The sequence below is a fragment of the Parabacteroides sp. KHUB-03 genome (assembly GCF_056640975.1).
On record NZ_CM153257.1, the window covers coordinates 2608736 to 2635423 of the forward strand.

The 26688-nt window shown below is 37.8% G+C and carries 16 protein-coding genes and 1 tRNA gene; 1 reads left to right on the forward strand and 16 read right to left on the reverse strand.

The window, feature by feature from the left end:
* Positions 1-54: 54 nt before the first annotated feature.
* From ACYIB7_RS11165 to tamL, 9 genes are all read right to left on the reverse strand, one after another.
* Entirely contained in the window at positions 55-1422 is a 1368-nt protein-coding gene (locus tag ACYIB7_RS11165) for a Gfo/Idh/MocA family oxidoreductase (protein ID WP_099465501.1), read from the reverse strand.
* A gap of 30 nt (positions 1423-1452) precedes the next feature.
* Entirely contained in the window at positions 1453-2283 is an 831-nt protein-coding gene (locus ACYIB7_RS11170; RefSeq protein WP_160034744.1) for a DUF4886 domain-containing protein, read from the reverse strand.
* Between the two features lie 19 nt (positions 2284-2302).
* On the reverse strand, positions 2303-4312 hold the full coding sequence (locus ACYIB7_RS11175; RefSeq protein WP_480337083.1) for an FAD-dependent oxidoreductase: 2010 nt from the start codon (positions 4310-4312) through the stop codon (positions 2303-2305).
* 19 nt (positions 4313-4331) lie between these two features.
* On the reverse strand, positions 4332-6029 hold the full coding sequence (locus ACYIB7_RS11180) for a RagB/SusD family nutrient uptake outer membrane protein (protein ID WP_160034741.1): 1698 nt from the start codon (positions 6027-6029) through the stop codon (positions 4332-4334).
* A gap of 24 nt (positions 6030-6053) precedes the next feature.
* Positions 6054-9347 (reverse strand): TonB-dependent receptor, encoded by a 3294-nt coding sequence (locus ACYIB7_RS11185; protein ID WP_480337085.1) that lies wholly within the window; start codon positions 9345-9347, stop codon positions 6054-6056.
* A 220-nt stretch (positions 9348-9567) separates the two neighbouring features.
* Complete coding sequence (locus ACYIB7_RS11190; RefSeq protein WP_103984159.1) at positions 9568-10506, reverse strand: FecR family protein; 939 nt, start codon at positions 10504-10506, stop codon at positions 9568-9570.
* Between the two features lie 152 nt (positions 10507-10658).
* The gene (locus ACYIB7_RS11195) at positions 10659-11225 is read right to left on the reverse strand and encodes an RNA polymerase sigma-70 factor (protein WP_234999400.1); all 567 of its coding nucleotides are present in this window, start codon (positions 11223-11225) and stop codon (positions 10659-10661) included.
* Between the two features lie 613 nt (positions 11226-11838).
* Positions 11839-11912: transfer RNA gene (locus ACYIB7_RS11200), tRNA-Arg, on the reverse strand.
* Between the two features lie 66 nt (positions 11913-11978).
* The gene (gene tamL, locus ACYIB7_RS11205; protein WP_103984158.1) at positions 11979-14339 is read right to left on the reverse strand and encodes a translocation and assembly module lipoprotein TamL; all 2361 of its coding nucleotides are present in this window, start codon (positions 14337-14339) and stop codon (positions 11979-11981) included.
* 73 nt (positions 14340-14412) lie between these two features.
* Here tamL and ACYIB7_RS11210 point away from each other — a divergent pair, with 73 nt between their 5' ends.
* Complete coding sequence (locus ACYIB7_RS11210) at positions 14413-15183, forward strand: RNA methyltransferase (protein WP_103984157.1); 771 nt, start codon at positions 14413-14415, stop codon at positions 15181-15183.
* A 317-nt stretch (positions 15184-15500) separates the two neighbouring features.
* On the opposite strand, the gene ACYIB7_RS11215 is transcribed toward ACYIB7_RS11210, so the two are convergent.
* The 7 genes from ACYIB7_RS11215 to ACYIB7_RS11245 form a co-directional block, all read right to left on the reverse strand.
* The gene (locus ACYIB7_RS11215; RefSeq protein WP_103984156.1) at positions 15501-16286 is read right to left on the reverse strand and encodes a DUF4296 domain-containing protein; all 786 of its coding nucleotides are present in this window, start codon (positions 16284-16286) and stop codon (positions 15501-15503) included.
* A complete protein-coding gene (locus ACYIB7_RS11220; RefSeq protein WP_099465838.1) occupies positions 16287-16907 on the reverse strand; it encodes a lipoprotein signal peptidase in 621 nt (206 codons plus the stop codon).
* Complete coding sequence (locus ACYIB7_RS11225) at positions 16908-17288, reverse strand: TraR/DksA family transcriptional regulator (RefSeq protein ID WP_099465837.1); 381 nt, start codon at positions 17286-17288, stop codon at positions 16908-16910.
* 126 nt (positions 17289-17414) lie between these two features.
* The gene (ileS, locus tag ACYIB7_RS11230) at positions 17415-20834 is read right to left on the reverse strand and encodes an isoleucine--tRNA ligase (RefSeq protein WP_103984155.1); all 3420 of its coding nucleotides are present in this window, start codon (positions 20832-20834) and stop codon (positions 17415-17417) included.
* A gap of 89 nt (positions 20835-20923) precedes the next feature.
* A complete protein-coding gene (locus ACYIB7_RS11235; RefSeq protein ID WP_103984172.1) occupies positions 20924-21889 on the reverse strand; it encodes a DUF3810 domain-containing protein in 966 nt (321 codons plus the stop codon).
* A 164-nt stretch (positions 21890-22053) separates the two neighbouring features.
* Complete coding sequence (metH, locus tag ACYIB7_RS11240; protein ID WP_480337088.1) at positions 22054-25746, reverse strand: methionine synthase; 3693 nt, start codon at positions 25744-25746, stop codon at positions 22054-22056.
* On the reverse strand, positions 25743-26675 hold the full coding sequence (locus tag ACYIB7_RS11245; RefSeq protein ID WP_480337090.1) for a nucleoside recognition domain-containing protein: 933 nt from the start codon (positions 26673-26675) through the stop codon (positions 25743-25745). Before ACYIB7_RS11245 ends, metH begins: the two co-directional genes overlap by 4 nt.
* Positions 26676-26688 lie beyond the last annotated feature (13 nt).

The window sequence follows — 26688 nt, forward strand, 5'->3', positions numbered from 1 at the left end:
AACTCTACTGTCTTGATTTCCCAATCCCAGACAGTAGAGTATCTAATTAATTAGTTATAAAGTCCATGGTTCTCTATATTCGTAATGCAACAAATCATTGGCTTTATCACAATTTGTTATTCGCTCAGCTACTGGATCCCAAATAATTCTTTGTTTAACTTCCAATGCTATATTTGCTAATAAAGCAAAAGATGAAGAACGATAACTCTGTTCAATAGAAGAAACCGGAGTTTTTCTCGATCTAACACAATCTATAAAATCAGTAACATGCTTCAATGCCAAATCTTCTCTTGGAGCATCATACTCTTCAGCTTCAAAAGGTTTTTCCCAGTTTTGGAACTGTCCGGGACGAGCAGGGTACAATCTATAACCTGCATCTCCTAAATAGAGACAGCCTTTTGTTCCGATGATTTCAATATTACCAAATTTTAATCCAGGAGCAGTTGCTGTTTCGCAAACTCTGAAATTAAATATTTTCCCTGAAGCAAATTCATAGGTAATTTCCATATTTTCAGGAATATCTCTATCATCTTTGATAATATGATTCGTTCCTAGTGCTGTAATAGCTACCGGAGCATTTTCTCCTACGAGCCAATGAACAACATCAATATAGTGTGAACCATTATTCGCTATCTGAGAAGAATAATCTTTCCACCATCTGAACATATACGGAGCAATATTGTATTGATATTCTCTATAAGGTTTCGGGCCTAACCACATATCCCAATTAAAATCTTTAGGAGGCTGTTCCGGCTTCATTCTGCCAATACCATTCGGAGTCATATTGCTAAAGTAATGAGATGAAATCATTGATACTTCTCCTATTTTACCGCTTTTAATAATCTCCGGAATTTTATTATATAAAGCCGAACAACGTCTAACGTATCCAACACTAGCAACTCGATTGTTTCTTTTTACTGCTTCAACAATCTTTCTGCCTTCATAAACAGTCATTGAAACCGGTTTTTCCAAATAAATATCCTTACCGGCGTCCACTGAATTTATCGCTTGCAAAGCATGCCAATGGTCTGGTGTTGCAATACACACAGCATCTACATCTTTATCATCCAACAATTTACGATAATCCTCATATCTTGCAACATTCGAATCCAACTGTTCATTCATTTTAGGAACCGGACGTCCTTTAGGTAAGAAGAACCGAGTATTCACTTTTTCATATTGACGATACAAATAAGGCTTATACAAATCGCACAAAGCAGTTACTTTAACATCCGGCACTTTCAAAAATGCCTCCAATAACTGGCTACCACGATTACCTACACCAATAAATCCCATTCTTACACGATCATTCGCTCCCAAAATACTTTTTTTAGCATCAATCGTAGGGAATCCCATACCAACAGTCAAACCGGCAGCAGCTAAAGATGTTTTCTTTATAAAATCTCTACGTGTTGTACTCATAATCTTAACTTTAAATTGCAATACCTAATTTTACTTGCTAAAATTTACTTTAAATCCCTTCTTAACAGCCGTATGAGCCGCTTTTTTTGCAGCCAAGGCCTCCTCTTCTGATAGTTCAGAAGGTTTGTATTTAATTTTCAAAGCCGATTCTTTAAACAAAGTCTCATACCATACGCATGCTGCAGCATATCTTCCCAATACGTTAAGATGGAAACCGTCTCTGTTTACCGATTCTCCATTTGTTTCTCTTAGCAATTGGATTGCATTTCCTGAAAAAAATATTTTTTTAATTTTTTCTTGTTTAGTTACTCGAGAAACATTCACATTTATGGAATCAAGCATCTCTCGTTGGTCGTTATGATAATACTTAAAACCTTTGTGTTCAGAATAAACTGGATAAGCCCATGTTTGGTGGAAATAGATTTGAAAATTCCAGTTCAACTCATTTTTAAGAAAAGAAATAATTTCTTTTATATATGGGTAATAAGAATTGCACATTCCTTGCAAGTGGCTCACTTGTTGAATTGAAACACAATTCCATTTTTCATCATCAATAAAATCGTTCAGGTTGACCATTCTTGTAGTCGTTCGTTCTCCTAAAACACTTTTTATATAAGAATACTCCTTTACCGACTCTTTAATGTTATTTGCATGGCGTTCTAATGAACACCCACCTTTTACGATGTTTCCATATATTAAGCATTTATTCTGAGATTTAGCTATCGTATCCAAATACTCCATTGCATCGATACTGAAACTATTTCCTATTGCCAATACTCTTAATGTATCTGTAGAATTCTTAGCAAAGGCACAGATTGTCACAAAAGATAATCCAAGCACTATATTAAATAATCTTTTCATATTCATTTAATTAAAAATTCTATTTATCTGATTCAACGGGAACTAATAATATAGCATCAGCAAAAATAGGTCCTGTAGATGCATCACCTAAAATTTTAATTATTGAATTACCAAATCCTTTTTCGAACGAGTATTTACCGAGACTCACCCAAGAAGTTTTACTCAATTTAGGATCTATCTCTGCCATCTTTTTGCCATCTTTACATTGTATCTCAAAAACCATCTTACCAGGCATACTATCATCTGAAATATTGGTACAATAGAAATAAACTTCGTAAACACTTGCTTTTTTTACAACCGGTTTAAACGACAAATGAGAACTACCGCCGGTATTAGGAGACCAAAGGAAACTATTCTTATAATGAGCACCTATTTGTTTACTCCAACCACCTGATCTACTTATCTTATCGATATCGGCATCATCTACAAGAATTTCTGCAATAGAGCCATCCAGATAAGGATTGTCTTTTAAAATGTTTCGAAGTTTGGTTACATCTATTTCCTGCACTCTACATTTTTGATCTATTGCCAAAGTTGCAGCCACACCGGCAGATTGTCCCAACACCATAAACACCGGTTCCATACGAATAGAACCATAAGCTATATGTGAAGAAGATACACAAACGGGAACCAATAAATTGGAACACTCTTCGCGCTTTGGAGTAATACTTTTATAGGAAATAAAATAAGGTTGAAAACCATGATATTCCACATCTCCTTCATTTTTCACCATACCATTAACAACAACACGTTGACAATTGTGTGAATCCATTCCATAAGCTGCCATACCGATTGCGTCTCCAACAGATTCTTCTCCCATACAGTTCTTTTGGGTCATAATATATTCACCATTCATTCGTCTTGCTTCACGAATATATAACTGTGTTGGAAAATTGCCATTATCAACAAACTCGTCTTTTGCCCAACCATATTTCAAAACTTCATTTCTCAATTCAATAGGAACACGTTCATCATGAGTTAGAAAATACATCAATCCTTTTGTATAATCTACATGCTCTTGCCAGATACGTTCTCTTGTTTCATAATTCCCATCAGGATAATCATAATTCATACCTATCATATCTGTTGAAAGAGGCCCTTTATTATTCACATCATATTTGCCTTCGTTTACACCCACATCTTTTATAAGCAAATAATTTGCGATGTTAGAATCCATCTTCTTCATAGCTCTGGCCAACAGCTCATATTTATCAGGATCATAATTATCTGGTTTTACAAAAGGACGTGAATTGTTTTTATCATCTGAAAGACACAAACGAAAATTATAAGCTTGTATCAATTGGTCTCCTTTGCCTATCTCATTCAATTTTTGATTTTGAATACCCCAACATAAACCACTTTTAGGATCTCCTTCAACACGATAAGGGTCAACTCCATCAGGGAATTGATGCCAAATTGACATTTGAGAACCATTCAATGTTTCATCGTATTTACCATTGTCTTCACGACCAATGAAATAAGAAACTCCCGATTTTGCCATTAAATCTCCTTCATAAGAACAATCGATATATTGTTTTGCCTCGATTTGAAGTAACTCTCCTTCGTCCGGATACCGGGAATCTTCCAGTGCAATAGATTTGATAACCGTATTTACCACATTGGCCTCTACTATGCGTCTGTAATAAATCACATCGATCTTTGCATCCTTCACATATTGATCCATTAGTTTGAAAGCTGCGCTTGGGGCAAACCTCCATTGTTCAAATTTCCCATAATAACGACCAAGATCACGATAAAATTTACGTGCAAGGCCTGTTATTGCAAATTTGTTTCCAATATCAGTAGCTCCCAGGCCACCTGTAGTCATTCCTCCGAGATATTTTCCCGGTTCAATAATTACAACCGATTTCCCCATTTTTTTTGCCGAGTATGCAGCAATCACACCTGAAGCAGTTCCTCCGTATACACAAACATCATATTTTTTAATATCTCCATTTGTTTCGTGACTATTACAGGATATAAAAAGACATACCAGTAACAAACACGAACTAATCATTTTTTGTATCATAATATTTAGCTTCATTTAATTAGTACCCATTATTTTGCTTTATGGCAGTATTCGTTTCCATTTCTGTCAAAGGAATCGGCCATAAGTAATCTCTATTCGGATTAAATGTACGGTTATCGACTAACCGCATTTTATATTCAGAAGATTCGCCTGGTTTAGCAATTATGCTATCATCATAATAAGCATTCCCATATGAATCTATTCTGGGAGGCTGTTCCGGATATCCTTTACTCATCCTTCCCAATAAAGGTTGGTTCATAACATCTTCTGCTATTCCCCACCTTCTGATATCAAATAACCGGAATCCTTCCGATGCTAATTCGTATTTACGTTCACGACATACGGCATAAAATAATTCTACTGGATCTGTTGTTGTAATACCTGGCATTTTAACCGATTCCCGACCTCTCACTTTATTTATAGCATCTAATACCGACTGATCGATCTCTCCTGCCTTTATTTTCGCTTCAGCATATATTAACAGAACTTCAGCATAACGAATCACAATAGCATTTGTTTCACATAAATTAGAAGTTAGTCGGTCTTCTACATTCGCGTATTTTCTCCAGCAGATTCCCGTATAAGTGGAATATGGATTACTGCTGTTATTCGCGTCTTTATTTGCTATACGTGTAGGGGTTTCTGTCAGATAATTCCATATTAGTATACTATCTGCATGTGTTTCAAATTGATATCCTAGAAATTCTGAGCCGGGAACAGCAATTGTATAATATAAACGGGGATCTCTGTTTTCCCAGGGTTTTTGAGGATCATATAATGGAGATTTATCAATGGGCAATCCGTCTATACATTCATATGAATCGGCCATCTGATAGGCAGGTTTCTTATTTGTAAAGCCACCGGCAGTTCGTGAACCTATTAATCGATACATCGTATGTACTTTATCCGGATTCATATATTGAATGGAAAATATAATTTCTTTGGAACTTTGGCCATCTTTCCTAAAAAGAAGAGAATAATCGTCTTCCAAACCATATAAATCGCCTTCCATTGCCATCACCCCTGATGCTGCGGAGATCGCCTCCTGCCATCTTTCATTATATAAGGCAATCCGCGCTTTTAAAGCTAATGCGGCACCTTTTGAAGCTTTACCGGAAAGGGGTTTATGTTCTTCCGGCAATATATCTGCCGCTTCTGTCAACTCCTGTAATAAAAAATCGACAGTAGTCGATTTGGGGGTATTCGCTACTTGAGATGTTTCTAAAGATACTACATCTAAAATAAGAGGGACATCCCCAAACAATTCTATTAAGTTGGAGTAATAATAAGCCCTTAAAAATTTGGCTTCTGCTTCAATTTTATCATATACGGCCGGAGATACGTTTTCTTTGCCTCTATTCATATTGTTGATCAAAAAATTACAACGTGCGATACCTTCGTAAAACTCTGTCCAATATAATGCAGCTATTTTATTAGAAGGAGTGCCTGCCCCTTGTCCCATTTTTAACAAATCATTGGCATCTCGTTCATATCCTATGTCTGATGCACAATCATATGCAAACATAAAAGGCATATTATTCCACTGAGTCCAAAGAATATTATAACAGCCAGTAAGAGCCATTTGCATTTCATTTTCATTCCTCAAAAAAGATTCATCCGAGGGAGCGTCCAGTGGTTCTTTATCTAAAAAGTCCACACAAGACAATGTGCTTAAAATAAGCAACAAACTAAAAATATATATATTTATTTTTTTCATCATTATCATATTATTAATGAATAACTAAAATCTCACTTGTACACCAAACGATACTACTTTACACATAGGATAGAAATTGCCTATACCGACAGGAGCTTCCGGGTCATATCCTTCCCAAAAATCAGTAAAAGTCAATAAATTTTCGCCACTTAAATAAAACCTGACATTATCCAAATAGATCTTTTTAGCAATATCTTTCGGTATTGTATATCCTATTTGAATATTTTTCAATCGTACGTAAGCTGCACTTTTTTTCCAGAATGAAGAATGCTCGGTATTATTCACAGTATTAAAATACAACCTTGGAAAGGAAGCATTTCTGTTTGTTTCTGTCCAATAATCTTTATGGATTTCCATGGCAGTACCTCCCACATAAAATGGCATAATACCCTGTCCGTATAAATACCCATCTCTTTTTCCGACACCTTGTAAAAGCATACTGAAATCTATACCCTTATAATCTGCAGCAAGAGACAATCCAAATGTAAAACGAGGAATCTGATTTCCTATAACAACTTTATCATCATCATTAATAATACCATCATTGGCATCCGGAATGCCATCGTTATTGGTATCCACCGTTAGTTGATCTTTATATTTGATATCTCCTGGAGCGAATCCGGTAAATTGTGTTGCATATTTATAGCTTCCATCACTATTATAATCTTCCGGTTGGATATACCCGATAGCCTCATAGCCATAAATTGCATTTATAGGAGCACCTTCTCTTATGATAGTCAGTCCAGGTGGTGTATTACCTCTTGTTACTTTATTACGAACATCCGATAAATTAAAAGCAATCCTATAATTGAAATCACTGATTTTATCCGCATAAGAGATATCTATATCCCATCCTTTATTTTCAACTTCTGCCATATTTTGTACCGGCTTGGATACCCCTGCCGATAGAGGTATATCTACTTCAAAAAGAATATCTTTTGTTTTTCTATAATACCAATCGGCTGTCACATTTAATTTATTCCATAAAGTAACATCCAATCCTACTCCTGTCATTGTTGTGGTTTCCCAAGTCAACTCTTTATTTGCCATTTGCGTTATTCCGGCTCCGGAAGTAGAAACTCCATCAAATACATAAGGAAGTCCTAAGGAAACATATTGGAAATAAGGATAATATCCTGTAGCATCCTGATTACCTAACTTTCCCCATGATGCTCTTAGTTTCAAATTATTCAAGACACCCTTCATCTTTTCCATAAAAGACTCTTCAGAAATACGCCATCCTACCGAAAAAGAAGGAAAAGCTCCCCATCTTTTATTGGATGCAAAACGAGAAGTCCCATCATATCTTAAATTAGCTTCAAATAAATATTTCCCTGCATAATCATAACCTAAACGGCCAAAATAAGAGCGTAAAGAAAGTTCGCCCCCTGTTCCGGTATTTAGTTGCCCGTCCGTACCACCTGCATTCAATACAGGATATTCAGGATAGATATAATTTTTACGTGTTGCCGTTACATTCGTATATTCTATTTGTCTTTGTTCATAACCAAATAATATTGTAAAACCATGGTTCCCAAAACTTCTGGAAGCCGTACCTGTCAATGTTACCTGATTAGTCAGCCCCTTCTGTATATATTCAATCAATGATGACTGAGTAGGATTTGTGTAAGCAACTGAGCCATCCGGATTATATGAAGTGACAGCTTTATTAAATGTAGATCTAAAATTTTGATAATAATTAGCATTATAATTTCCTTGAACTACAATCCAGTCTAACGGTTTATAGGTCAATCCTAGATTTATTATAGCAGAAGGATCTTCTTTCTTCTCAAGCCCTCCATCTTTGGCAAATGCAACCGGGTTATCTCCATTCCATCCTTGCCCCCATTGTCCATTGGATAATACGGATTGCTGGGTTGCCGGTACACGTATAGCCCATCTAAAAGCTTCCGTTCCGGTGCGGGAAGGTTGATATCGCTTATTCATACCCAAAAAGATATCCAATTGAGCTGAAAGATTCCGGTTAATTTCATAATCTGTATTTAAACGCATCGTATACCGTTTGAGTTTGAGATTTTCAATAAGTCCGTTTTGTTCTAAATATCCAATACTGCCAATAGCCTTCACTTTTTTTGTTCCACCAGATAATATGATTTGATGATTTTGCATAAATCCGTCATTCGACATTAACTCATCCAGCCAGTCCGTATCCGGATAATTATCAGGATCAGTAAGCCTTTTCGAAGCATATTCATTAATATACTCTTCCGTGAAATTAGTCGTTATCCCAGCATTGGTGTTAGCCACATTTAATAGCCTCATATGGTCTAAAGCGTTTACCTTTTTAGGTGTTTTAGTGGCAGATTGCCATCCTACCCATCCATTATACGACACAGACAAACTTTCCTGACTCGCCCTTTTAGTTTTAACCAAAATAACGCCATTAGCCGCCCGGCTACCATAGATGGCCGATGCTGCGGCATCTTTTAAAACAGATATCGATTCTATCCAACTGGGATCTAAACTATTGATCGGCATTTCTACTCCGTCTACCAATAATAAAGGATCCTGATTATTCAAGGTCGTAATACCCCTTATACGCATAGTTCCTCCATCGTCTCCCGGTTGTCCGCTGGTTTGCTGTATAGTCAATCCGGGGACTGCACCTTGCAATGCCATTGAAGTCTGAGAAACCTGACGTGTTTTTATTTTATCCATATCTACCGATACAACAGAACCGGTCAGATTTACTTTCTTTTGTATACCGTATCCCACAACAACTACTTCATCCAGAGTTTGTAAGTCTTCTTTTAAGTTAATAAGTAAATTTGTTTGGTCATTGTAGGTGATTTCTTGGGTTACATATCCGATATACGAAATTTGAATGATATTTCCCTTCCGGATATTTTCTAACGTAAATTTTCCATCTATATCCGTAATAGCACCATTGGCACCTCCTTTAACGACTACATTCGCTCCGATAATCGGTTCTCCTTTCGAATCAAGGATTGTTCCTGTTATTTTTCTTCCGGTCTGCTGAGAAATAGTCGATATATTGTTTTTAGTCAGAATGATATGACTCCCTTCTACCTTGTAGATAATGTTTGTCCCTTTAAAAATATTATTCAACACGGATGCAACCGTTTCCTTATCCGCATAGATAGAGATATTTTTATTTGTATCAACGTTTTTTTTATCGTACACAAATAAATAATCGGTTTGTGACTCAATCTCATTGAGAACTTCAATGATTGCTGTATTTCGCTTGACCAATGAAATTTTCTCATTTTGAGAACTTACATTTCCTGCCAATAGCGAAAAGACAACCCCGAATAGTAGAAAAGTGGATATCTTCATCTTTCGTTTTAGATGTTTTTTACTTGAAAAAGGTATTAGAAATAAATTATTTATCATACTTTTGTAAATGATTAAAGGTTAATACTGAGATTTAAAAGTCGTAGTTGCAGCAAGTCTCATGTTAGCTTATGTCCGAAGATTGTCCCCACTCTCTTCGGACACTTTTTGTATCACGTTTATGAACTATCCATCATAATTTGAATCTTTAGTATTTACAATTTTATTTAATGAGAATGGTTTTGTCTTTTTCATCTCTGTCGAAAGAAAATTTCACGTCTTTCTGTAACACTCTCAATGCATACTCTATCCCATCGCTTTGTCGGAATTTTCCGGTACAATGATAGTTTAATACTTTGGTATTCTCTATTTTGATATGTACATCATAATATAGCGAGAATTTCTCCATCAATGTCTCAAACGGCACATCATCCAAGTAGATTTGGCCATCTTTCCATCTAAAGCGGTCGGGATTGTCTATTGCCTGTTTGCGTAATAAACCGTCTACTTCGCTCACTTTCCCTTTAGTTTTGAGAATGATATGATTTTTTTCATTCGCTTTAGAGGATATATCTATTGATCCATTGAGCAGGGCTGCTTCGAATGTATTAGCTTCGTGGTCGTAGGCATACACGTTAAAAGTCGTACCCAATACTTTAATGTCATACTTTTTAGTCTTTACAATAAAAGGTTTCCGGGTATCTTTGGCGACCTCGAAGAAGCCTTCTCCGTTCAGTTCGACTTCACGCGATTTGCTACCGAAGGAAGTCGGGTAGGTAAATGAACTGTTGGAATTCAACCATACTTTAGTCCCATCTTCCAAAATAAGTTGCACACGCTGTCCGGCAGGAACCAAGACAGCTTGCAGACCTTCCGTATCTTCTGACGGCATATTGAGTAACGTCCATGAAAGAGTAATTAATAATGCGAGGGATGCTGCGATACCAGCAAACTTCCATAAATTAAAGGAACGTTTTCGGTTGAAGGAAACGGACTGGCTTTCTGTCAATTTATAATTGACTAATATCGCATTCCAGATCATGCGTTCTTTCAAGTACTCATGGTGGTTCTCTGTCGATGCTTCCGCCCAGTCCATGATCTGCTTCTCTTCTTCCAGAGTTGTATTCCCTCTGAAATATGTATGTAATAATTCTTTTTCCACTGTTATCCGATTGGAGGTTTTAGTTCCTCCTCATTATAATAACACGCTTTACAAGAAATACCCTAAACTATAAAGATTTTTTTTATGAAAATCCACCGTCATGTACTACAACGAGCAATCAATTCTATTTTCGATAACGCCGAAAAAACAAATCAGAAGCAATCTAAAAAGATCAGTAGCGGTAAATAATCCTTTAAGCGTAAACGTAATATTTTCTGTGTTTTGGAAATATGATACTCTACGGTTTTGATGTTAATGTCCAACTCTTCGGCAATTTTCCGGTTAGTTTTGTTTTCAAATCTGCTTTTCCTGAAAATGAGGCGGCTTTGCTCCGGCAGTTCGCCCAATGCCTTACGGATGATTTCCCGCATTTCAGTTGTGAACAGTTCTGAAGGATCACATGATTCTAAGGAAGAAATACGAAAATTCAATTCCCTCACACTATGACTAAGCAACAGTTCCTCCGCTTCCGTTTTTACATCCAGATGCCGTAAATGGTTTAATGCCTTGTTTTTTACCGAAGTAAGAATATAAGCTGGAATATTCGTGTCGGATGGAAGTTCATGGCGTTTCTCCCAATAGTGCATCATCGCTTCCACATAAATGTCTTCGCTGACAACCCTGTCACGTATATAGGAATTGGCAAACAAGGTAAAAGGCTCTTTGTACTTCTCAAAGAGTATGGAAAATAATCTCATATCTGTCTGTTGCTCTTCCATAAGTAATGCAAATGTAATAAAAATGGTTCATCCGACAAATATGTAATTCTTATCATAAAAAACTGCGCAGCCTCCTTTCGGAAACTGCGCAATACCTATAGAATAAGAAACTCTTTTTCCCTTCTTCAGATTGTTTATACGATGTTCTATATATTCTTTAATCGTAACATATTTGTTACTTTTAAAATTGCCCTCTAATTTTTCTTTTAATTGGGGACACGTATAAATATTTATATCAGGAATATTCCTTAATTATTCTTGATACTCAGAAAGAACAAATGCTAATCGTTGATTTAAAATCTTGGCATCATTTCTACAAACAACCTTTCCATTATCAAATTGAAATAAGCCATCAATTTCATGCTCAATTCTAATATACCTTACTACTCTTTCATGAGTGATAGCTAAATAAATCGCATAATTTTTCTAACAGTCTGTCTTATTTTCAAGACTACAAAATGAAGTGTTGCCGTAATCTTTAAATTTTTGCAACAAACAAAACGACAAACAATATTGCTTGTACATAAATAATTTGTCAGTTTTTTTAAAGATTAAAAAAAGAAGTGAAGGATAAAAGTATGCAAGCCATTTATTTACAACCTATTATGGCTAGTGATTCCGGAGCGATTCGAACGCTCGACCCACGCCTTAGAAGGGCGTTGCTCTATCCAGCTGAGCTACGGAACCAGCCTTATTTGCGGTGCAAAGGTATTATTATTATTTTAATATGCAAAATCTTCACATAGTTTTTTATTAGAAAGGATAGCCGACTGCGAAATGCCAAGCGAAATTATTTTTAAAATTAGGATTTGTTATTGCCCAACGTTTCGATCCTCTCTCCTGAGGATTATATACTTTCATCCCCGTATCTAAACGAAGCAAAAAGAAATCGAAGTCCAATCGAAGTCCTAACCCATAAGAGACCGCAATTTCTTTATAAAAACGAGAAAAATCAAAATTACCTTCTTTCTGATCTTTATAAGGACGAATCGTCCATATATTTCCCGCATCTACATAAGCTGCCATCTCGAATTTCCAAAACAGCTTAGTTCTATATTCCAAATTCAAGTCCAAACGAATGTCTCCAGCTTGTAATGCAAATGAAGTAGTATCTGTTAGCGCCATACTCCCTGGTCCCAACTCACGAACAGACCATCCACGGACACTATTTGCCCCACCCGAAAAATAACGCCGTTCAAAAGGTAGCATTTTTGCATTTCCATATGGAAAAGCAATTCCTATTCCCACATGGAAGGCCAGTTTATTTCTACTATCCAAAGCAATCCCTTTACTAAAGTCTATATCTCCTTTCACAAATTGGGCATAATTAATACCAAATAGTTTATAACGTCCTTCCGAATCTTTATGTTCTCCGGTTATATGAGAAAGTGCATTCAACAGATTGCCGGCTAACTCAACAGACACGCGCAACGAATGTGTATTACGTTGACGGTTCTGAGGAGTAAAATTACTAAAGGAATAAGTATAGCCAGATCCTACAATAAATTGATCCGAATAATTATACAATGCCGTAGAAGCAGGAAGACTACTCTTAAAGTCTGCATCAATTTTCGGCAAATAAACATAATCTATATCCAACAATTTGAATGTATGACGGGCCTGGGAATTTGATCTGTCTTGCCAGATATAACTCCATCCTCCAGAAAGAATAGCCCGTTCGTACTCAGGACGTGTCTGCCTGTTATAACTTACTTTCAATTCTGTTGAAGCACGCAGTTTACGTCTGAAATTTTCTGAAAGGAAAGGAAAGACAAAACGGGGAAACAAAATAGAAGCTTCACCTCCTAACTCCCAGTAGTTAGCAAGTCCACTGCCTTTCTTTCCCGACAATGATTCATAGGCTCCACGAATTTTAGTAGAAAATGTTTCTGACCCCTTAAACAAATTCCTGTGCAGATAATTCAAACTCGAAGCAAAACCAAAATCTCCGGCAGAATTAGTACCTTCCAAATCCACTCCGAACCCTTGTGATTTTGTAGGAGACGTCAAAATAATACAATTCAATTTCATTGTATCCTGTTCCTCCAATTCGGTAAAACGTATGCTAACATTCTTCAATGCGCGTAATGCTGCAAACGAAGAATAAGTCTGGTCGACATTACGTTCACTGAATAATTGCCCCGGTGCTAAATAAACACTTTTACGTAAAACCGATGGACGGATTGAATGCCCATTCTTCCCGTACAAAACATTAATTTCTCCAACTTTAACAGAGTCTGTCCGGGTAAATATAGATTCATTTTCCGATATCCCTATTGGATTATAATCCGTTACAACTGTTACATCTTTAATATAATATTGTTTATGGGGACTTTCTATCACAGAACCATCCGCCAGAACACGACGATATGGTTTTAACAGCATCTCCAGATCAACTACATTCCGATTAAAAGCACTGTCCGCCACATAGACCAAGTTATCCCGGTTAAAAGCATAATAACCACGACGTCTTAATAATGAAGTGATGCGTTGACGTTCCTTATCCAATTCGTCACGATCAAACAAAGCACTATCTTTTATTAATGACGTGTAACCTTCAGGAGCCGGACGAAATGCAGAAGCCAACTTTGGTCTGCGTGGTGCTTTCATATGAGCAATACTGTCTATTTTGGGGTCATCTAAGCGAGATGTATAATTCCGTATACGATAAGGCTCATTTGATTTAATATGATAAGTGACCTCTGCTTTTTTTCTTCTTGACGTATCAATTGTTGCAGCTACTTCCACATTAATGTATCCTTTGTTGACAAAAAACCGTTCTAACTGGGCAACAGATTGGTATACTAACGTAGTATCCATAATAACAGGAGCCTCTCCGATACGACGCAATTGCTTATTTATCCATTTCTTTTCATTACGGCCAGACCAATCGTATACATAAAGCTGCCATTTCATAAGGCCAAACACCTTAAAATTGGGTTGTTGCCTTAGATAAGCTTTTAAATCAACAGGCTTATAATTCTTATTATCCGACTCTATTCTGACTTTATCCAACAGATACTCACCATCATTCACATATTTCGTGGAGCTGCAAGACACTAGCAACATCACAAAACCAAGGAGAAATAATATATGTTGGGGTTTATTCATCATCCGACCATTTACGCCGCAAATGTACTTGAATTTAAATAATTTCGCGTACTTTTGCTTTGTAAAAAGAGTAAAGATGCTGAGCAAGAATAAAATAAAATACATACATTCATTAGAATTAAAGAAATTCAGGAATGAATACAACACATTCGTAACCGAAGGCAATAAACTCGTTGCAGACATGATGCCTTTTTTTGAATGTGAGTTACTGTTAGCTAAACCTTCATGGATGGCAACACAAGGAGATTTGCCAGCCGGAGAAATAATAGTTGCTGATGACGAAGATATACGAAAAGCCAGTTTCTTAAAAAGCCCACAGGATGTAATCGCCATATTTAAACGTCCGGTTTGGGATATTGAAGAAACAAATCCTGAAAAACAACTAATTCTCGCTTTAGATAACATACAAGATCCCGGAAATTTAGGCACAATCATTCGATTGGCCGATTGGTTCGGAATTGAACATATCGTATGTAGTACCGATACTGTTGATGTTTTCAGTCCTAAGGCAGTACAAGCAACTATGGGAGCACTTGCTCATGTAAAAATTCATTATACAGATTTAAAAAACTATTTAGCCAAACAACGAACCAAGTCTACATTCATATATGGAACCTTCCTTAATGGGACAAATATGTATTCAAAACAATTGTCCGAAACAGGAATTATTATCATGGGAAATGAAGGAAATGGCATTCGTCCTTCCATAGAAGCATTCATTAATGAAAAGTTATACATACCTAATTATCCGGAAGGCAGAGAAACTACCGAATCATTAAATGTAGCAATCGCTACCGCTGTTGTTTGTGCAGAGTTCCGTCGCCGTCAGGGGAGAACCGTTCAATAGCACTAATCGTACCGGCCTTTCTTTTTCCACTTGTAAAGAAACTTTGATCAAGTCTAAATAAGAGAAAATAAATTCCTTTCGGGAAAAATTAGAATTTCTCCCGAAAGGAATTGAAATTAGATCCGAATATATCTGTTTTTCTTGACTAGAGACCGGAACTAAAATACCATCATAAAATTCTGTTCCGGCAATTTCTTCCGTCAATGGATAAAGCCCCATATAAAGACCTTCATCCGTTAGTTCCAGATAATGCATCTTATAAACCTGATGACAATAAATATAGTGCGAAGCGATTCTACGCATACTATCTATTGGATTTACTTAACCGAATTGTTTTTCATCTCCGGCGCAATCATGACATAATTATATTTCATCAATGAAATGCTGTCCAGATAAACTTTATAATAACAAGAGTCTGTATTATTCATTCGGATATAGCCATAAACACGCTTTATCTTACTGGTAGGCAATGTTTTCAACACAGTTTCCGAATAACCATCATGGAGTATTTTATTATTAACTGTTAATATGGTATCTCCCTGAACGGCACTTAAACGCACTTCCGGATAATTCTTTATGTTTTTGCCTAATCCCCATACATTCATTCCTAAAACAAACGTACTTCCTGAAAAATATCTTTCTTTCGGCTCCAAATCAAAGATAACCCCATTAAAGACAGCCTTCGGTTGCAATGTTAAGAAAGGACGACGTGGCCAGATATTAACAGAATCCTGGTTTGTTACAGGTGCAACATCCGACTGAATATCTCCCAAATCAGCAATCCTTTTATCCAGATTTCTTATTACACGGTCATAAACATCCATGTAAATATCCAGATTTTTCCCGTACCACACCAAAGAACTATCATATGTTGCCTGCGAAATATTATGTTTACGAAAAACGGATTGATATAATGCTTCCTTCTTTGCATCATCCTGATAGGTTGTATAATCAATGCCTATCATTGCTTCTGCCAGTTGCATATCAATCATGACCTTCTCCATCTCCTTTTCAGAAAGAATGCCATCGGGTACTTTACTACAAGCAATTAATAAAGTTGTAGTCAGCAACACAACACTATATCTATACAATAGATTCCGCATTTATTTTTTTTCGTCTTTTGACAAACTGGCAGACAATGTATGTCGGTAAAAAATTAATAACAAAAAGACCCCTACACATATCGCAGAGTCGGCAAGATTGAAAATAGGACGGAAAAATATAAATTCTTCACCGCCCCAAACAGGTACCCATTCCGGAAGAATTGTATTAATCAATGGGAAATAAAACATGTCGACCACCTTGCCGTGCAGCCATGAAGCATAACCTCCTCCTTCTGGCATAAACGAAGCAATCTGGCCAAAACTATGGTCAAATATAACGCCATAAAAAACAGAATCGATAATATTACCTACTGCTCCGGCAAATATCAAAGAGATACAGGCTATGTAACCAAATTTATACTTTTCTTTCACCAGCTTATACAAGTAATAGCCGATAAAACCAACAGCAATAATACGGAAAACCGATAAGAATAATTTGCCTATCACTTCAATTCCAAAAGCCATTCCGGGATTCTCGGTAAAGTACAGATAAAACCAAGGGGTAATCTCTATACTTTCATGCAACTGCATATGTGTCTTAATCCAGATTTTCAGGGCTTGGTCAAGCAGAAGGAGCAGTATTATAATTAACACTGCTCCCCAACCTTTAGAATATTTCATCTACTTAGCACCTCCTTGTTTAGCTTCAATACTTAAAGTTGCATGGGGTACAGCACGAAGTCTTTCTTTAGGAATCAGTTTTCCTGTTTCACGACATATGCCATATGTCTTATTCTCTATACGAATCAAAGCAGCCTGTAAATTCTGTATGAATTTCATTTGGCGTTGTGCCAAACGGCCAGCCTCTTCTTTCGATAACGTCGCGGCTCCCTCTTCCAGCACTTTAAATGTAGGAGATGTATCAGCAACATCATTTCCGTCAGAATTCGTAACACCTGCTCTCAACAATTCGTAATCCCTTTTAGCAACATCCAGTTTGTCTAATATAATAGAACGGAACTCTTCCAGTTCTGCGTCCGAATATCTAGTTTTTTCTGCCATGGTTCAAAATTTTTAGGTTCGACAATAACTCTTTATATATATCAGGGGTAATTCAACCGTTACAGTCCAAATATACATACTTTATTAAATATATATGGTATCCGACTTCTCTTTTTCATTAAAAAATCACACCTTTTCTACTTTCACCGACAATTTAAAATCTTCAAAATCCAGTTCTGTAGCATCGCTAATCACATCTACGATTTCAACCGATACTGCAAGAACTTGATTTGCAATATATATATTGTATTCTTCAACCGCAGCATCCATTTCATCGGTAGAAAGTATAGTTACATTCACTTTATCCGTAATATCAAAACCGTTGCTTTTACGAAGATTTTGAATACGGTTTACCAATTCGCGAGCCAAACCTTCCTTCCGCAGACTTTCAGTAATCGTAATATCCAAAGCAACAGTCAGACGACCTTCATTTGCAACCAACCAACCAGGAATATCTTCTGAAATAATTTCCACGTCATCACGTTCAATCAAAGCTTCCTGCCCGTCTACCTTCAAAGTATATGTACCGGTATTTTCAAAAGCACTGATATCCTCCTGGCTCATTGCTTGAATTGCAGCAGCCAGGCTCTTCATTATTTTACCATAACGCGGACCTAATTTTTTGAAATCCGGTTTGATCTTCTTTACCAGAATACCTGCAGCATTACCAACAAACTTCAGTTCTTTTACATTCACTTCGTTTAATATCAAATCTTTTACAGCTTCGATACTTTCCTGTTGATGCGCATCAACAACCGGAATCATAATTGTCTGCAGCGGCTGGCGTACTTTGATATTCACCTTACGACGCAAAGCCAACACCATTGATGATACACTTTGTGCCATCTGCATACGTTCTTCCAGATTCTTGTCAATCATTGCTTCGTTTGCAACCGGGAAAGTAGACAAATGAACAGATTCTACACTTTCGCGTCCTGTTACAGCTATCAAATCATGGAACAGCTGATCCGCATAGAACGGAGCTATTGGCGCCATCAACTTAGCTACAGTTTCCAGACAAGTATATAGTGTCTGATAAGCGGATAACTTATCGGCAGTCATTCCCCCACCCCAGAAACGACGGCGGTTCAAACGTACATACCAGTTACTCAAATTATCATTAACAAAATCGGATATAGCACGTCCGGCACGCGTAGGTTCGTATGCTTCCAGATAATTGTCTACATCTTTTATTAGTGTATTCAATAATGAAAGAATCCAACGATCAATTTCGGGACGTTGGTTTATTGCAATATCCGGTTCCGAATAATCAAACCCATCCACATTTGCATACAAAGCAAAGAATGAATATGTATTATATAGCGTACCAAAAAACTTACGGCGAACTTCTTCTATGCCATCTATATCAAACTTAATATTATCCCAAGGAGAAGCATTGGTAATCATATACCAACGTAACGGATCAGAGCCATATTGCTCTATAGTGGAGAATGGGTCTACCGCATTGCCTAATCGCTTAGACATTTTGTTTCCGTTCTTATCCAAAACAAGACCGTTGGAAACAACAGCTTTATAAGCAACACTATCAAAAATCATTGTTGCCAATGCATGCAGGGTAAAGAACCATCCACGTGTTTGATCTACTCCCTCAGCGATAAAATCGGCAGGATAAATTGTCCGGCTGTCAAATGCGTCTTTATTTTCAAACGGATAATGAATCTGGGCATAAGGCATTGCACCCGAGTCAAACCAAACATCAATAAGGTCTGTCTCGCGCTTCATCGGTTTTCCACTATCCGAAACCAATATTATATCGTCTACATACGGACGGTGTAAGTCAATTTTATCATAATTATCCTTTGTATATACTTTAGCTTTAAAGTCTTTATATGGATTACTTTCCATCAAGCCAGCCTTTACCGCTTTTTCTATTTCGTTATACAATTCTTCAACCGAACCGATACACTTCTCTTCGCTTCCGTCTTCCGTACGCCAGATTGGCAAAGGAGTACCCCAGTAACGGCTACGGCTCAAATTCCAATCCTGTAAATTTTCCAACCATTTACCAAAACGGCCGGCACCAGTACTTTGAGGTTTCCAGTTGATTGTATTATTCAATTCAATCATTCTTTCACGGCAAGCAGTTGTCTTGATAAACCAGCTATCCAATGGGTAATATAACACAGGTTTATCCGTACGCCAGCAGTGCGGATAATTATGTACTTGCTTTTCAATACGGAACACACGATTCTGCACTTTCAGCATCATACATATTTCTATATCCAGCGTTTCATCTTTATCTGTCTTTGCCGGATCATAAGCGTTTTTCACGAACTTGCCCTGAAAAGGATCATAATCGGAAGCATTCATCTGATTCTGAACAAATACTGAGTCCAAATCTTCAAGTTTGTAATACTTACCGGTCATATCCACCATCGGACGTTTGTTGCCTTCCTTGTCTACCATCATTAACGGAGGAACGCCTTTAGCTTTAGCTACACGGTCGTCATCCGCACCAAATGTCGGAGCAATATGTACGATGCCCGTACCGTCTTCCACTGTTACATAATCGCCGGTAATTACGCGAAAAGCACCTTCACCCGGATTTACCCACGGGATTAGCTGTTCATAATGCATACCTTCCAGTTCTAGTCCTTTCCATTCACCAACTACACTGAAAGGAACAAGCTTATCTCCAATTTTATAATCTGTCAATGCTATATCTGCAGCTTTCGGATTAAAATAAGCTGACAACAAATCTTTAGCCAATACGACCGTCATTGGCATTCCAGTATACGGATTAAAGGTCTGAACAGCTACATAAGTAATATTAGGGCCAACACAAAGAGCCGTGTTTGATGGCAATGTCCATGGAGTCGTTGTCCAAGCCAAAAAGAATGGATCACCAAACTGAGACATTTCCGGCTTCGGATCCAGAATGCGGAACTGAGCAGTACAGGTAGTATCTTTCACATCACGATAACAACCGGGTTGATTCAATTCATGTGTACTCAAACCTGTCCCTGCAGCCGGAGAGTAAGGCTGAATCGTATATCCTTTATATAATAAACCTTTCTTATATAATTCTTTCAACAGATACCACAATGTCTCAATATAACGATTATCGTAAGTAATATATGGATCATCCATATCAACCCAATACCCCATTTTTTGCGTCAGATCTTCCCACTCTTTGGTGAATTTCATCACATCCTTACGACATGCTGCATTATAATCTGCAACAGAAATCTTTTTGCCGATATCCTCTTTCGTTATACCCAAAGCTTTTTCGACGCCCAGTTCAACAGGCAAACCATGTGTATCCCATCCGGCTTTACGTTTTACCTGAAAGCCCTTCATCGTTTTATACCGGCAGAATATATCCTTAATCGAACGAGCAATCACATGATGAATACCGGGCATACCGTTTGCAGAAGGAGGACCTTCATAAAATACAAACGAAGGATGTCCTTCACGTGTTTCAAGACTCTTATGGAAAACATCTCCGTCTTTCCATTTCTTCAGCACCTCTTTATTTACGTTTGACAAGTCAAACTTCGAATATTCGGTAAATTTCTTACTCATATCGCGATATATTTATCTTGCTTCTAAAAAATTGCCGCAAAGTTAGTTATTTAATTCGATATTGACAACACAGAATGGCAGACGGTCATTTATCTTTCTACGGCCATAAGCAAAGCTATAACTTCCGAATAATTCTGATAACCGGAAGGTATATTATTACCCTTCAGAAACCAGTCGTAAAGAACATCCTGTGCATCGCCAATCAAAGGTTTATAACGGGACCGCCAATAATCAAGTTTTTGATTATACAGATTCCGGACTTCAGGAGAAATTGTATCTTTCCATTGATTAAATTCCTCTTCGTTAAGTAAAAGATATGCATTATTCAAGACATACGTAAGCAAGGCAAAATAAGCGGAAAAACGGATTTCCGGCACCAAAGAGCGAGAGCAAACCATAAATCCGTACAAATTCGCTTCTGCTTCATTGGCTATTCCCAATACGTGAGCCATCTCATGTGCATACGTAAAAGGATATTGTACAGGCAATAAATCGGGATTCAAATTATATTCATTGAAAAACGGGCCCATATATCCTAATACACCGACACCGCTCATCAATGGGGGAATTAACATAGGTTTCGGACGAAGATAACCTGATGGTTTTATCATACCAAATCTGTCAGACAAAGTGTCGTATCCTTTTTTCACTTCGGCAGATACAAGCGCCGTATCAATCTTATCGTAAAAAAGAAAAGATGTATTTAAAGAATCCGTATAATCAGAAAGAAACGATTTAAAATCTTCGGTAACATAAGGTACATACTGAACTTGTGCACGCGTATAAAAATCCGCACGAAAATAATTCAATCCCCAAGCCAGATAGAACCAAACGTACACCCATAACAAATACTCTATCATTCGGCCGATAGTAGACTTCCACGAATATTTCTGCTTATATGCGTAAACAGGAAACAAGAGAAGCCCAACTATACTTCCATAGATAAAACAATCTCCTACAGAGAAAGGAAACAAAGAAGAAAAGCGAGATAAGCCCCATGCTATCAAAGGATAAACCTGTCGTGCGTATACTTCAGCCACTCCCGGAAAAATCATTACACACCACACACCAATCAATCCTGTTGCCAGCAAAGGCCAACGAATGTATTTCCTAACGTTTTGTATAATCACCGAATGTTTACTTTGTTCAATTTAGCTGCCTATCTGAATCTGTTTAGTTGCCTATCCAAATCAAACAAGATAGGCAGCTAAATTAATTCTTACGAGATATTTTTATTTAATAACTTCCTTACTTCTTTTTCAGAAAGGTTACGACGCCTTGCGTAATCTTTCATTTGTTCCTCATCAATAGAACCGATCATAAAATATTGAGAATCGGGATGTGCAAAATACAATCCGCTTACCGAAGCTGTCGGATACATAGCCCCATTTTCTGTCAGGTGTACACAAATACGAGACATGTCCAACATTCCATCCAATGTATAATTAAGCAACTGATCAGGTAAAGAAGGATAGCCTATTGCCGGACGAATACCCTGGTATTTCACTCTAAACAAATCCGGTATTGAAAGTGATTCATCTGGAGCATATCCCCAGTATTCCTTACGTACTTTCTCGTGCAGATACTCGGCTGTAGCTTCGGCCAAACGGTCTGTTAATGTCTGCAGAAGCATAGCACTATACATATCTCCTTCATCTTCAAACTTATCCTTCAGATAGTCAGCCCCTGCGCCTGCCGTCACCACAAATGCGCCCAGATAATCTGTACGTCCCTCCGACTTCGGAAGTATATAATCGGCCAAAGACTTATATACATCATCCCCTTTTTTCGCTTGCTGGCGCAATACAGGAATGACTGTATCGCCCATAACTAAATTATCGCCATCGCTATTAGCCGGGAAAAATCCATATATAGCTTTACAATATTCTGCTTTCATTTCAACCAAACGGTCTAGCAAACGAACTGCATCTTGATACAGCTGCATCGCTTCGGCAGCCTTTTCCCTATCTTCTTCCGGAAAGGAAGCCAACCAAGAAGCACGGCAAGCATCACAACCGTGAATTTGCGTAATTTCAGCAAAGCGTCCGTTTAATTTCCAGGCGCTAAAGAAAAAAGTCCAATGAATATACGGTATAATCTCTTCAACCGGGATATAGGGGATTACATGAACTCCCGGATTTTCAGGAACGACCGGAGAATAATCTTTCCAATTAATCTTCTGGCCATTTGCACGTGCCTCTGTTAAAAACACTAACGTCTCTTTTTTATTTCCCATCGATGCCCGCAGACGCTCATATTCTTCATTCAACTCTGCAATATAGGCATCGTGTGTATTCGGATTTAATAATTTGGCAGCAATCAGAGGATTTTGAGAAGCATCCAGCACATGAATAACCGGATAATCATAATGTGGGGCAATTTTAACTGCTGTATGCAATTTGGATGTAGTTGCACCGCCAACCATAATAGGAATTCTTAATCCGGCTTTTTGCATTTCATCAGTCACATGCACCATTTCCTCCAAAGAAGGAGTAATAAGTCCGGACAAACACACCAAGTCTGGTTGTTCTTCTATGGCTTTTTTCACAATCACTTCTGCCGGTACCATAACTCCTAAATCAATAACCTCATAATTGTTACAAGCCAGAACTATAGAAACAATATTCTTGCCTATATCATGCACATCCCCTTTTACTGTAGCAAATACGACTTTGCCTGCTTTAGCCGAACCGGCAGCCGTTTTTTCCGCTTCAATAGAAGGCTGCAAAATAGCAACCGCTTTTTTCATCGTACGAGCTGTTTTAACCACCTGTGGCAAAAACATTTTACCGGCACCAAACAAATCTCCGACTTTATTCATCCCTCCCATTAACGGACCGTCGATTATATCTACAGCACGGGGATATTGTTTTAAAGCCTCTTGCAAATCTTCTTCCAAATGGTCACCAATACCTTTTATCAAAGCATATTCCAAACGCTCATGTAATGGTTTATCACGCCAAGCTTCATATTTTTCAACTTCCACGCTATCTTTTTCCTCATGCAAATTTTGAGCAAAAGTAATCAGTTCTTCAGCAGCCTCCGGACGGCGAGCCAAAATCACATCTTCCAATAAATCACGAAAAGCAGGTTCAATATCTTCATACAAAACACTTGAGGAAGGATTAACAATACCCATATCCATTCCCTTACGGATAGCATGATATAAGAAAACCGCATGCATTGCTTCGCGCACATAATTATTTCCGCGAAAAGAAAAAGATAAATTACTAACCCCTCCGCTGACTTTTGCTCCCGGCAGGTTTGTCTTTATCCATTCAACGGCGCGGATAAAATCAAGACCATATCCGTTATGTTCTTCCATTCCGGTAGCAATAGCCAATACGTTCGGATCAAAAATAATTCCATTCGGATCAAAATCAATTTTCTCCCGCAACAAATGGTAAGCACGTCCACAGACTTCTATTTTACGTTCAAACGTATCGGCCTGTCCTTTTTCATCAAAAGCCATCACAACAACAGCGGCTCCTAACTGCTTAATACGGGCAGCATGTTTAAGAAAAACTTCCTCACCTTCTTTCAATGAAATAGAATTTACAATACTTTTACCTTGTACACACATCAAACCTTTTTCTATGACCTCCCATTTAGAAGAGTCTATCATGACAGGTACACGGGCAATATCCGGTTCGGAGGCTATCAGATTCAGAAATGTAACCATCTCTTTAACAGTATCCAACATTCCATCATCCATATTGATGTCTATCACTTGTGCACCGTCCTCCACCTGTTTACGAGCAATCGTCAGGGCTTCCTCGTAGTTACCTTCCTTAATCAGGCGAAGAAACTTACGCGACCCTGCAACATTACAACGTTCACCAACATTCACAAAGTTGTTTTCCGGCTTCACTTCAAGCAACTCCAGTCCAGACAACCACAAACAATCCGGTTTTGCTACCGGAATATGAGGTTTGGCACCTTTAATCAAATCTGGATATTTCGCAATATGGGCTGGCGTTGTTCCGCAACATCCACCCAGTATATTCACTAAACCATCTTCTATAAAAGGCTTAACATGCATAGCCATTTTTTCAGGAGTCTCATCATACAAACCAAAGCTGTTCGGTAGTCCGGCATTTGGATATGCACTGATATAATAGGGAGCATTTTTTGCCAACTCTGCCAGATAGGGTTTCATATCAGCCGCGCCAAACGAACAGTTCAACCCTACGCTTACAATATTTGTATGTTGTACAGATGCAAGAAACGCCATTAATGTTTGACCGGAGAATGTACGTCCTCCCTGCGCCGACAAGGTAAGAGATAGCATGATCGGCAAATCTTTACCCTTTTCTTTTAATACGGTCCCAGCTGCCTCTAAACCAGCTTTTACATTCAACGTATCGAATGTGGTTTCAAAAAGAATTATATCCACACCTCCATCAACCAGAGCCTCTACCTGTTCTTTATATGCTATATATAAGTCCATATAGGTAACAGCACGATAGGCAGGATCGCTTACATCGGGACTCATTGATGCCGTTTTATTTGTAGGACCAACAGAGCCTGCTACAAAAACTTTACGATCCGTATTTTCTGCCATAAAAGTATCAGCCACTTCTCTAGCCAGTATTCCGGCAGCAAGATTAATATCACGTACATACCCCTGCATGCCATAATCTTCCATAGAAATGGCATTGGCATTAAATGTATTAGTTGCAAAAATATCCGCACCTGCACTCAGATACTGGCGATGAATCGATTGTATCACATCCGGGCGGGTAATACAAAGTAAATCATTATTGCCCTTCAGTTGTTTGGGAAAATCAGCAAAACGCTCGCCTCTGTAATCTTCCTCCTTCAATTTAAAACCTTGAACCATAGTACCCATACCACCGTCCAATATCAATATACGCTCTCTAAGAAGCTTTAAAAATGTTTCTTTATTCATATACGCTCTATTCTTCTTGTATAAATATAACTATATCCTTTGCGAACCCAAACAACCGTAATTGCAAAAAACAAACGCGTTCCCAAAATCCACAAAGCCGGTATGCCTATTGCAGCAAATATAATTGTGTCTTCTAATAAAGAGTGACAAACTGCCAGATGATAATTTAACAAATTTCCCTCACTATAAGTTAACTGTTTATTATCCATTTGTTCAACCATAATAGCACCACCATACGCAAGCCCGATAACGTTACCAACCAGCCAAAGAAAAGCCGAATTTTCCGACAACCCAAAAACTTTCATCATTGGAGATAAAGCCGTTGAAAGTCCTTTCATCAATCTAAATTCATCTAAAACATAGTGCAGAATCATCAAAACCGTTACAATCAACAAAATAGAAACAAGCACCTTCATCGAACTAGTAAACCAAAGGACAAGTACTTCCAATAAACTGTCACACACAGCCGCGCTCTCTGTTGTTCCAACATGTCCCCAACCATCGTGCGGCATTACTTGATTGAGAAAAAAAGCGATGATAAAACTCATAACGAGCCGTAAACCTGTCATTCCCCAAAAAGAAGAACCTGTTTTAGCCTGTACCGATGATTCTACCATTAAATTATGTGATGTAAGGCACATCAAAGCCAGAATTGTTGCTTCTCTTACACCTAAAGACATTGAACTGATTAATGCAATCGGAGCATACAAAGGGCTAAAGATACTGGTAATAAATACAATCGCTGTTTCACCCGGTAATCCAACAAAGGAGAATGCAGGAGCTAATAAAGCAGATATTTTAGCTAACAGGCCGGAATATTGTAACAAACGAACCAACAAAGAAATAGGCAATATTATTTTAAGTAGCCATATACAAGTTTTGGCTGCTTTAGGCAACGCCTTCTTAACACATTGCCAAATGCGGTTCATTGTGTTATTTCGC